The organism is Eubacterium sp. AM05-23 (assembly GCF_003477535.1).
Lineage (GTDB): Bacteria > Bacillota > Clostridia > Eubacteriales > Eubacteriaceae > Eubacterium > Eubacterium maltosivorans.
Map to the genome: position 1 here is coordinate 110,940 of NZ_QUDF01000001.1, position 10,839 is coordinate 121,778.

The 10,839-nt window shown below is 50.5% G+C and carries 7 protein-coding genes; 5 read left to right on the forward strand and 2 right to left on the reverse strand.

Annotated features, from left to right (window positions below; translation table 11 throughout):
• Nucleotides 1-42: 42 nt before the first annotated feature.
• Both DW091_RS00565 and DW091_RS00570 read right to left on the reverse strand, forming a co-directional pair.
• Nucleotides 43-3,408 (reverse strand): S8 family serine peptidase, encoded by a 3,366-nt coding sequence (locus tag DW091_RS00565; protein WP_118517115.1) that lies wholly within the window; start codon nt 3,406-3,408, stop codon nt 43-45.
• 180 nt (nt 3,409-3,588) lie between these two features.
• Complete coding sequence (locus tag DW091_RS00570; protein ID WP_158577790.1) at nt 3,589-6,705, reverse strand: hypothetical protein; 3,117 nt, start codon at nt 6,703-6,705, stop codon at nt 3,589-3,591.
• A gap of 189 nt (nt 6,706-6,894) precedes the next feature.
• On the opposite strand from DW091_RS00570, the gene DW091_RS00575 reads away from it, so the two are divergent.
• The 5 genes from DW091_RS00575 (at nt 6,895) to DW091_RS00590 (ending at nt 10,630) form a co-directional block, all read left to right on the forward strand.
• A complete protein-coding gene (locus tag DW091_RS00575) occupies nt 6,895-7,809 on the forward strand; it encodes a site-specific integrase (protein ID WP_118517117.1) in 915 nt (304 codons plus the stop codon).
• A 237-nt stretch (nt 7,810-8,046) separates the two neighbouring features.
• Nucleotides 8,047-8,208, forward strand: a complete 162-nt coding sequence (locus tag DW091_RS19960) for a hypothetical protein (RefSeq protein WP_158501292.1) — start codon at nt 8,047-8,049, stop codon at nt 8,206-8,208.
• Complete coding sequence (locus DW091_RS00580; protein ID WP_118517118.1) at nt 8,159-8,947, forward strand: LytTR family DNA-binding domain-containing protein; 789 nt, start codon at nt 8,159-8,161, stop codon at nt 8,945-8,947. The genes DW091_RS19960 and DW091_RS00580 overlap by 50 nt, the downstream gene beginning before the upstream one ends.
• Nucleotides 8,948-9,129: 182 nt before the next feature.
• Nucleotides 9,130-9,735, forward strand: coding sequence for a type IV toxin-antitoxin system AbiEi family antitoxin domain-containing protein (locus DW091_RS00585; RefSeq protein ID WP_074617757.1), 606 nt, complete (start codon nt 9,130-9,132; stop codon nt 9,733-9,735).
• Nucleotides 9,728-10,630, forward strand: coding sequence for a nucleotidyl transferase AbiEii/AbiGii toxin family protein (locus DW091_RS00590; RefSeq protein ID WP_118517119.1), 903 nt, complete (start codon nt 9,728-9,730; stop codon nt 10,628-10,630). Before DW091_RS00585 ends, DW091_RS00590 begins: the two co-directional genes overlap by 8 nt.
• The last annotated feature ends 209 nt before the right edge of the window (nt 10,631-10,839 follow it).

Sequence of the window (10,839 nt, forward strand, 5' to 3'; positions counted from 1 at the left end):
TCTACATTCTCCATTCAAGTTTTACTTTTTAAGGCTTTAGCCTCACATCTTCTTACGTCTTTTCATCACCAAGAACACAATCCCCGCAGCGCAGAGCAGCAGGACAGCGGCGCTGGCTATGGGCATCATGCCCGCTATGCCTGTGCCCACATTATTTGCATTGCCGTCCCCGTTGTTATCCGGAGTTACCGGAGTATCCGGCGTTACAGGATCCTCGGTCTGCACAGCCGTGGATTTAAAAATAAAATTACTGTCGGTGGTATAGGTGCGGGCCAGAACATAAAACTGTCCTTTATAGGCCGCGGCCGACGGATTGGCCAGCGCCGCGTTATCCACCCGTTTTTCATAAGGCGTCAGATTGCCCGAAGCGCCGAGGGTATAGGTATCGGTGCTGCCCGTGTCCGTCTCTGGCCCAACCAGCATAAAACCGTCTTTAACAGCAGCGCTGGCAAAGCCGGACAGATTGCCGGTTTTAATCCCCGTCATATCCAGCTTAGCAGCCGTAAAGACGCCGTTATCCAGCGTGAGCCGTTCAACACCCGGCAGCGTACCGTTTTGGTTGCCGGCTTCCAGCCCGCCGCTGACAATAAGCTGCCCATGGCCGGCGCTGACCAGCGTCCCCCTGGCTGTCCGAAGGGTGTTACCCATGGGGGTAAGCGTATGGTTGTCTAAATCGATGGCGTAAACCGCATTGCTTGAGGCGCCGCCCACTGCCAGCAGCTGTCCGTCATTGTTTACCAGAGTAGCGGAGGAGGGCAGTTCCTCGTTGCTAAAGCCAGGCGTCTGCGTCCAGGTGCTGCCGTCATAGGTCAGGATTGTGCCCACTGTACCGATATCGTGGCTGTAAATCAGCAGCTTGTCCTGCCAGACAACCGCCGTCGCATTAATCATGGGGGCGTCCTCAGGCAGCGCCACCTGATCCCAGGTTTGGGTGTTGACATTAAACCGCCAGAGCATGGTCACAATCTCAGGTAAGTTATAAAAATGCGGGATACAGTAGAGGTAATCCCCATAGCCCACCATCTGGTAAGCCTCCGTATCGTAAAAGGCAGCGTCCTCGGGCAGGGGCAGGGTGTTTTCAAAATAAGCCACATCCTTGATCGCGCCAAAGTCGTAGGACTGGTGTCCCTCACCCTTTTCAGAAGAAGTGACCGATACCCGGGCCATGCCGCTCACATCCGCAGGACGTGAGACCACCAGCCGCTGACCGCCGTTGTCAGTGGTTTCATTCGACTGGATTTGGGCCGCTTTTCCGCCAATGGTGACGGCCGGGTTTTGACCAAAGAAATAGCCGTCGATGGTCACTGTGTCGTCTGTGATAGCCGCAGCGTTGACCACCGGGTAAGGATTATCCGTAGCAGCTTGGCTCAGGTCGATGAAGCCGTCCGACACGCATTTGTCCTTAAATTTATCGTATTTTTTGACACTGCCGATGGTGCGGGCAGCGCGTTTGGCCGCTTTGTCATCTTTGTAGCGCTCAGCCAGCACCGCCACCGCGCCAGTGATCATGGGCGTTGCCATGGAGGTACCGTCCGAATAATTATAGGGAAGGGTTTCGCTGCCAACCCCCAGGTTATCGATGTAGACCGCGTTATCCTGATAGGAATATTCGCCGTGGCCGTTGGGGAATACCATATCAATACCCCTTAAAGTCAGGCAGAGCTGGAAATTCTTATAATCAGTATTTTCAGGCAGAATCTGAGCCTCTCCAGAGCCGAGGCCGTTAAAGCCGCCGTCCCGTCCGCGGGCAAAAGAATCTTCGGCGGCGTTGTTGAGCGGCGCGAAAGTGCCGTCTTTCAGGCGGACTTTTATGTCGGCCTGGCCGTTGCCGTTTTTCTCTGCACCCGCAATGCTCAGTGAAAAACGATAAGGGGCAGAAGGATCGAAGCCAGAAGCCTGGGTCAGGTCAACGGGCTGTGAGTAAACCGTATTGCCCTCCGCGGTGCCCTGGAGCTTTAAGCTCTTTTGGCCGTTATACCTCTTTTCTCCGGTGATTTCTCCGCATTCCTTACCCTTAACCGGATCAGCGTCGGTATAGAATTTGAGCGAACCGTCGTTTTCAAAGCCCTCGTAAAAGAGATTGCTGTTTGAAAATTCCGGATAATAAAAGGCTTGATCCGTTGGCCAGGTAGAAAGAATCCGGGAGCCGGGCGCCACAATATCCGTGGTGCGCTGGCCATAGCAGCTGTAGAGAGCCATCTGGCCATAGGCGTTGGCGGCGTCCACCACAACGGCGTAAGGGTTATCGATAAAGGTAGAGGACAGAATCCCGGTTTTATCGTTATCCGTTGCCGAGTTGGCAGACCCGTAGACAGAGACCAGGCCCTTTTTACCAAGCTTTTCTACAGCCAGATCCAGAGATTTTGGAGAGCCAGAGCTGGTAAAGGAGCAGTTGACAGCCTTTAGGTTTACATCAAGGTCGATGGCAGAGGCCATGTAGTCATAGCACGCGAGCACAGTGGAGATAAAGCTTCCGTAGCGCAGCGCCATGATTTTGGCGTTTTGTGAGGTGCCGGAAACACCGCCGTTTCCCCATTCTGCCCCGATAATGCCTGCGCAGTGCGTGCCGTGGCCGTTGGGGTCAGAGGTGTCCGCCATCTGTTCATCAGTATACCCGCCATAGTTGATGCCATGTTCACCGCCGGGCAGATCCAGACCGCCGCGGCTCCACATTTTATTTTTGAGATCCGGGTTTTCGGCGTCCACCCCTGTGTCCAGCACAGCGATGACAACATCGTCATTGCCCGAGGTGCCAGAAACCTGATTCCAGCCGTCGTAACGCATGTCAAAGCCCTTTAGAGAGCTGAAATAGTTGCCAGTGTTGTTATAAGCCCACTGGTAATTGGTCATGGTATCCGCTGTGTTGACAGCGCCAGGCGCTTTGGCAGCAGGTGCAGCCTGCGCTGCCTCGGCAGCCGGCGCCGCTGCGGCAGTATTGCTTTCCGCCGGAACAGCGGTTTCAGGCGCAGGGCTTTCCTCCACAGCCGCCGATGGCTCCGGCGTTACAGCTGCCGGTACACTGGCCTCGTCTGTGATGGGCGAGATGGCATAGTTTGGCTCAGCAAAGGCCACCTGCGGATAGGTGTTAAGCTCAGCGATGAGCTCCTCTGTGCTGCGGTTCTCGTCCCGCACCAGCGCCAGCACCTGACCGCCGGCATCCGCCGACAGGCTGCGCGCCCCTGCTGCCGGGGCTTCAGAGATGTCCATGAGCACCTCGGCGCCAGCCAGCAGGCTTGGTACCGCGCTGCGTGAGAGCGGCGAAGCTTTTTCCATACACACAATGGCCTCACCCGCCGCACAGTTATCATAGGACACTGGCGTTTCTTCCTCCTGAGCCAGTGCGCCCGCTGGAACCAGCGATAAAACCATGAGCAAGCTGAGTAAAATACATAAAATCCGTTTTTTCACAATAGTCTCCTCTCGTTTTACTTCTTTATACAATGAAGCTACATTTATTATATCATATTATCAACCACACCGGCATACCGTTTACATCAAAAAGCGACCGCTTGTCATTTTTGGGCAATATTCCTGAACTTTCAACCTAAAAGCCTTCCGGCAAAATGCCGGAAGGCTTTGTTCGTGCTGTCAGCTGTTTTTTCGATAAACAGCCAGACCGCAGAGGGCTGCGCCCAGAAGGGCAAGGCAGACATAGGGGGAGGCCTGTGCGCCCAAAATACCGGTGGAGAGATTGCCGCCGGTGTTGCCCGAAGCTGCGGCAGGGTTGGCGCCGCTGTCCGGGGCGTCGGGGGCATCCGGTGTTACAGGTGTGTCGGGCGTGTCGGGCGTTACCGGCGTGTCCGCAAAAATGGTCTCCGTCTGGTAGTAGAGGAGATTGCCTGTGATCAGGTCATTGCCTGTGATCAGGTAGCGGTTGCCAGCCCACAAACCCGGGAGCACGTTCTGGCCGCTCATGGCTCTTGTCTGGCCGTCGCCGCTAATGAAGAAAAAGTCCCGACATTCCGTGTCATTGTCGTTGTCAGGGAAGGGCAGCGCCGGGGCGGTAAAGGCACTTTCCACCGCGATGCCGGCAGAGCCGCTTTTCACAGAAAAAGCATTTGGAGCATTGTTCATCCCAACCCGGACACGCCCCAGCGCTTTAGACCCCTCTGCCACACTGCCGTTTTCATCAAAGGTGGTGGCCAGAAGCTTTTTGTACTGGCTGGTAAAGCTGGCCCGGCTGGCCGTGTCACCCATATAGGCCGTCTCGATCCGGACAATGCGCCCCTTTAGGATACCCACGCCAACGGTATCGTTGGTGGTGGTGCACTCCGTTCGCCATTTTGGCGTCGCGCTGTCCGCGCTGTAAAGGCTCAGGTAATCCTGATATTCCCACAGGCCAGTGGAGCTTCGCTCAAAGACCGCGTATTGGGTGGCGTCGACGGGGAAAAGCCTGAGCTCGCTGTTGAGCCGCTCACCATAGATTGTGTCGACGGTAACCGGGTTTTTGAAGTCGATGGTCTCGACCTGTAGGCTGGACGCCCCCTCGTCGATGCCGTAGGCAAACTTCCAGGTCTTTAGCTTGCCGCCGCACACAAAGAAATTGGGGCTGCCGCTTACCGTGTAAGGGCCGGCCAGCACCTCGCCGTCTAAATCGACAGCGTAGAGATCCGTTTTATCGTCGGCGCGATTATAGAGCGCCAGCGCAAGCCTGTCTCCGGCAAGGGCAAAGCCCTGAAGATCGGTGTAAGATTCAGGGTTCGGGATCGATTCCAGCTTCAGCAGGCTGGTCTGGAAATCAGCGTCGACCATCAGGAGCTGCAGCTGCTCAAAATAATCAAAATAGCTTTCACCGGAAGATTTACACTGCCCGATAAAACGGAAAAACCGTCCGTCCGACAGCGGCGAAAGCGCGCTCTTTTTTAAGGCAAAGCCAGAAGCCGGCTCCAGCACGCCAGTGCCTGCGACAGCGGGAATATCGCCGGTTTTCACAGAAAAGCGCATTTCCTGGGAACGGACGCCCCCGCCCAACTCAAAATATTTCTCGGGAAATACCAGGGTGTATTCCGTGTTGGCCTTAAGGGCCGCCACGTTGGAGCTGTCCACAGGCCCCACCGTCAGCGCTTTTTCCTTAATAACACAGTGCATACGGCAGGAGAAGCCCTCCGGCCCCTCCAGCATCACCGGCTGCCGCGTGCCCTCATAGAGCGTGGCCTCGACGGGGATATTGGTGGTAAAGGTAAAGGCGGGCAGGTTGGTCAGATCATCCATGGGGCTGTCTGGCGTGAGGGTAAGAGACGGCGGCGTCGGCGGCGTGTTTTCAAACCGCACGCTCAGGCTGGCGTTTTTCGTGTCCAGGTTTTCCATGACCACCCCCGTGTAGGCCTGATACATACCGCCGAAAAAGCTGCTGTCCGGGGTGGTGTCCGGCGCCAGGCGCATACCGTCTGTGTAAAACAGAGGCGTGAAGGGGGCCGTCTGGTTTTCTGGCCCAACGGCCTCGATGAGCTTGGGCTCTGCCGGCGTTTTGTTCATATACATAAAATTTGAGCCATCCGCGTTCAGCGCAGCGTTAACATGAAAAATACGGAAACCGCTGTCCGGCGCGTCGGGGTAATAAAGCTTCTCATTGTTAAGGCCCGGCACATCATACTGCACCAGGAAATATTCTGAGAACATACCCGAATCCGTTGGGGAGACCACCGCGATTTTGGAGCCGTCATTGCCAGAAATAGCGCTTAAAGCCAGCTCCGCGCCGCCGTCCGCCGCCGAAACCCGGGTGATATCCCCAGGGTCGATCCAGCCCAGCAGCCATTTGGAAAAGCCATTGTGGTCGCCAGTGTTATCATACATCATGTCAAAGGTGCGGATACCGTTCTCGTAGCTTTGATCGACATAGGAATAATAGTCCGCCAGACCCAGCATATGCCCCGTCTCATGAATGAGGGTCTGGGCGCCGTCGGCCGAGTTATTGTGCAGGGTAACATAGTCCGAGAGCGCCACGCCGTCCAGCACAAAGGGAGGGTTAAAGTCATTATAGTGCGTCTTGTAGCTCCACCAGGGGCTGCCCCAGCCCGTATCAGGCCCGGCAAAGTGGATATATACCCCGTCCATAAGCCCGTCGCCGTTGCCGTCAAACTGGCCAAAATCCATGCCATCCGCATCCAGTGCAGTCATGGCCTCCTTAAAGAGGAGCACCATGTCACCGGTGTAAAAATCCCGGTCATGGACGGCGGTATAGCTTGCCACCTGCCCCGAGATCTTAAGCCTTCCATAGGAGGAACGCGCGTAATAGGCCGAAAGGCTCTCGTAGGGGTAGCCGGGCTGATCCTCGCCCGCCGTGCCAAAGGCAATCTGCCGAAGCGCCTCCTCGGTGTCACGGCTGTCAAAGCCATAGTCCGGAAAATCGACCCGGATCAGCAATATTTTGGCCTCACCGGTGGTGGCCATGCCCGTTTTCCAGTCTGTTGGAACAGCGCGCAGATTGTCCGCGCCCCCTTCCCTGGCCGCAGCCTGGGCAATGAGCCCCGGATCGGTCTGGTTAAGCCCCAGATTTTCATAAAAGGCCTGGCGCTGCGAAAGCGTGCCGTCGGCCTGGTAAGCCTCCAGCGTTTCAGCGTCCGGTATACAGGCAGTTCCGGATGCGCCCTGTGCGTGCGCCCCAGGCATAAAAAATAAAAGCATGGCCAAGAGCAGCAGCGCCCCAAAGCCAAAATGTTTTACATGGGTTTTCATAGACATCTCCTTTGGTGTATGGTTATTCATATTATAGCACGTTTTACAGGTCATGCCCTACCGTTCACATTGAAAAAAGACCGTTCGTCATGTTTTTAAGTGACAGAGTGGCATTAAATTGATTTGGAGAAGGCAGCGCCCCATGATAAACTAAGCTTAACAAAAACCTTACGGGTAAACAGCATACCAAAAGTTATTCTTAGGATAGAGGAGCAAAAAATGAAAGAAAGCATCACCATGCAGGACTGGTTAAAAACATGGGAGCGTCCTGTAAAAAAAAGCAGCCTGAAAACCTATAAAAGCTATGAACGCGCGCACATTATCCCATTTTGGGGACAAATACATCTGGACGAGATCACCGGAGCAGACCTGAAAAAATTCAAAAATTTTCTAAGCAAAAAATTGGCTGGAAAAACAGTTCAGGACATACTGTCCTACCTGAACACCATTCTTCAGGACGCCGAAAAGCAGGGACACCTGGTTCGTCCAGAGCTTCCAAAGGTCAAGGTGCCGCAGCGGGAAAAAGAAATACTGGATTACCGCGAGCACAAAAGGCTCAGCCAATGGCTCAGGCAGAGCACATCGCCAAAGGATGTGGGAATCCTGCTGGCGCTGTCGACAGGAATGCGGCTGGGCGAGGTGCTGGGGCTCAGGCAGAAGGATATCGACCTGGATACCGGCGTGCTGCATGTGCGGCACAACCGTCAGCGGATTTATAACCCCCAGACCAACACCTACCCAGTGGAAGATTTAACCCCCAAAACACAAAAAAGCCGGAGAGATATTCCCCTGCATCCAGGACTAAGGGCTGTCTTAAAAAACTATATGGCCACACAGAAAAAACAAAATAAAAATCAGCCGCTCATTGTCGCGCCAACCGGGAAAGCCTACGATGCAAAAACAATGGCATACCGTTTCGACCAGTTAAAAAAAGAATTGAATCTTAATCCTGGCCTTACCTTTCACAGCTTGCGCCACAGTTTTGCGACCCGGGCGTTGGAACTGGGGTTGGATATGGGAACCGTTTCGGTATTGTTAGGCCACAGCAGTGTAAGCTTTACCCTAAGCCGCTACAGCCATTGCGTAACAGAGCAGAAACGCCGCCAAATGGAAAAAATAGCAGAATGCTTTTAAAAAAACAAAAAGCGCCGTTAAGTTAGAAACTTAACGCTAAACTGTCTAAAAAGCCTATTGCAATTTTATAAAATACGCAGTAAATATAAAATGATAAATTATTTGAAAAGTAATTTTTTTTAGACTTGTTATTTTTGTTTTAATATGCTACCCTTTATAATAGTTATACTTATACCTTTAACGTTAAGTTTCTAACTTAACGCTAAAGGCATCATAATGAACCATTAAAAGGAGAGTATGGATGAAAACATTGTTGCTGTCAAAAAAGTTATTGCGCGCGGGTCTGGTTTCGTGCGCCCAAAAATGGGGAAACCGCTGTTTTTAGCAGAGCGAACAGGAGGGCAGAGTCATGAAAAACGCGGTAAATATGACAAGAGACATTATTCGGCTGCACTATAACAGAAAGCTGGACGAGATTATAAAAAGCATGGATGAAAACGTTGTGTGGATCGGGCCCCTTGGCAACCAATATGTAAGAGGCATCGAGAATGTACGTGAGATTTTGAGCATCGAGCAGGAAATCCCCTTTGCGGTGAGCAACGAGTGCTACGATCTGCTCTACGAGGATACCCACACCGTTGCCGCCTACGGCCATTACACCATCTCCAATACCGGCGTTAACCATTTCTTTTTTGTGCAGGATCAGCGGTGCACCTTTATCTACCGGAAAGAGCCGGAGGACCTGAAGGTTATTTTTATGCACGTTTCTAACCCTGCCGACTACCTGCTGGGAAAAAACGAAGACTTTCCCTTTGCCATTGGCCGTAGAACCTACGACATCGTCGATAAAAAGCTCAGGATAAAAAAAGAAAAGCCAAAGCGCGTCAAATTTAAAGACGCCGAAAATGGTGATTACTATGTCGATTTAAACGACGTGATCTATATCGAGGCCATGCACCGCAAATGCCGCGTGGTGTGCGTCAAGCGCGCCTTCGAAATCAAAGAGATCATCAGCGATCTGGCCCAGAGACTGCCCGGCAATTTTCTGCGCATCCACCGCAGCTACATCATAAACATGGACTATGTGACCGACTGCCACCGCTACCAGGTAAACATGGTAAAAGGCATACAGCTGCCCATACCAGTCAAACGCTATCCCCAGGTTTTTGACCAGCTGACCGCCTACCACCCCGGTTAGAGAGAAAGCCGCCAAAAGCCGCCTTTTGGCGGCTTTTGGATTGTAGACGAAGGCGTTCATGAGATGCAAAGCCAAAACGTGAAGCCCTTTGAGTTGAAGGTTGTTGATATTCATTCCCTTTTGTGTTAGAATATTTTCAGAACACAGTTTTAGATAATTGTGGTTTGAAAGTTGGTGTATGAATGGACAAAAAAGAAACTGCTGAAAAGATAATAAATAATGCAGGTGGCATTGCTAAAACTTCTGAATTTGTTTCCGCAGGGCTTTCAAATTTTGATGTTGCCAATTTGTGCAATGACGGATATATCGAGCGTATACGACACGGATATTATCAGCTTGCCGAGAAAAAAGATATAAAAGAGGAACAAATACTTGCTTCGCTTCTTCCTGAAGGTATTGTTTGTGTTGAGTCTGCACTTTTTTATTATGGATACAGTGATTTTACACCAAGACAATGGTCTATCGCTGTTCCAAGGACATTTTCAAGAACAAGACTGAAATTTGATACTTTGCCTATGAAAATATATTACATTCAAAATTCTCAATATGAAATAGGAAAAACAGAAGGCAATTTTAATGGAGTAAAACTTACTGTTTATGACCGTGAGCGTACGATTTGCGATTGCTTTAAATATCGTACTAAGCTCGACAATGAGCTGTTTAATAAGGCTCTTAACGCCTATGTCGCAGATGATAAAAAGAATTTAAGTAATCTTTCAAAATACGCAAAGGAAATGCGTGTTTACACAAAACTGATGAATGTAATGGAGGTGCTTCTAAATGCCTGATATGGCTGTGTCCGTACTTGCAAGACTAAAAAACAAAGCAAAAGAAAGCGGTAGAAGTTATCAACTTTGCTTGCAGCTTTTTTGCCAAGAGGAGTTTCTGCGCCGATTAGAAAAATCAAAGTATGCAGAAAACCTTGTGCTAAAAGGCGGATTGTTTATATATTCGGTTACTGATTTTGACAGCCGAGTAACGGTGGATGTGGATTTTCTTCTTCGGAAAGTTCCCAATACTCCTGAACAGTTAAAAGTTGTGTTAGAAGAAATCATTGCTGTTCCAACAGAAAATGATTTTATTACCTTTGAAATTAAAGACATTTCACCGATTGCTGTTCAAAAAAAGTATGCAGGTATTGGTGCTTCACTTGTAGCATATATCAAAAATACCAAAACACCGTTTAGTATTGATTTCGGCGTAGGCGATGTTATTGTGCCGAAGCAGGAAAAACGAAAAATTCCTACACAACTTGATGATTTTACTGCGCCGACAGTAAATACATATTCTCTCGAAACGACCATCGCCGAGAAACTTGATGCAATTCTCAGCCTGATGGAATTTTCAAGCCGAATGAAAGATTATTACGATATTTACTATCTTGCAAATAAGTTTGATTATGATGGCAATATTTTGACCGAAGCACTCAAAAAGACTTTTGAAAACCGTGGACACACGTTTACGATTGAACAGTTTGAGCAGGTTGTGAATTTTGCAGATGATTCTGCTATGCAAAAGAAATGGAAAGCTTTTAGCCGTAAAATTGATACCAAGACTGATGATTTTAACACAGTGCTCAAAATGATAAATACATTTCTTGCAAAACCGTTTACAACAACATTAAGCAACCATAGCTACACTGAGAAATGGTCAGCTACCAAAAATATTTGGGCGCAAGAGTGAAAAATTAGGACTCCAGTTTTCTGCCCTCATTCCAGATACATCTCAATATCAAGCAGCGCATTTAAAGTTTCTTCGACACTGCCCACTTTCCACCTTCCACCTTCCACCTAAAAAACCCCGCCTTTTGGCGGCTTTTTTTATTTTATGCGACCTGTGAATGGTCATTGGAGACAAACCCCTTGTAAACGCGCGCAAAAGATCTTATGATT

What these genes read in the sequence shown, in the direction of transcription:
- DW091_RS00570 (WP_158577790.1), bottom strand. Translation starts at nt 6,705, where the DNA reads ATGAATAACCATACACCAAAGGAGATGTCTATGAAAACCCATGTAAAA.
- DW091_RS00575 (WP_118517117.1), top strand. Translation starts at nt 6,895, where the DNA reads ATGAAAGAAAGCATCACCATGCAGGACTGGTTAAAAACATGGGAGCGT.
- DW091_RS19960 (WP_158501292.1), top strand. Translation starts at nt 8,047, where the DNA reads ATGGATGAAAACATTGTTGCTGTCAAAAAAGTTATTGCGCGCGGGTCT.
- DW091_RS00580 (WP_118517118.1), top strand. Translation starts at nt 8,159, where the DNA reads ATGAAAAACGCGGTAAATATGACAAGAGACATTATTCGGCTGCACTAT.
- DW091_RS00585 (WP_074617757.1), top strand. Translation starts at nt 9,130, where the DNA reads ATGGACAAAAAAGAAACTGCTGAAAAGATAATAAATAATGCAGGTGGC.
- DW091_RS00590 (WP_118517119.1), top strand. Translation starts at nt 9,728, where the DNA reads ATGCCTGATATGGCTGTGTCCGTACTTGCAAGACTAAAAAACAAAGCA.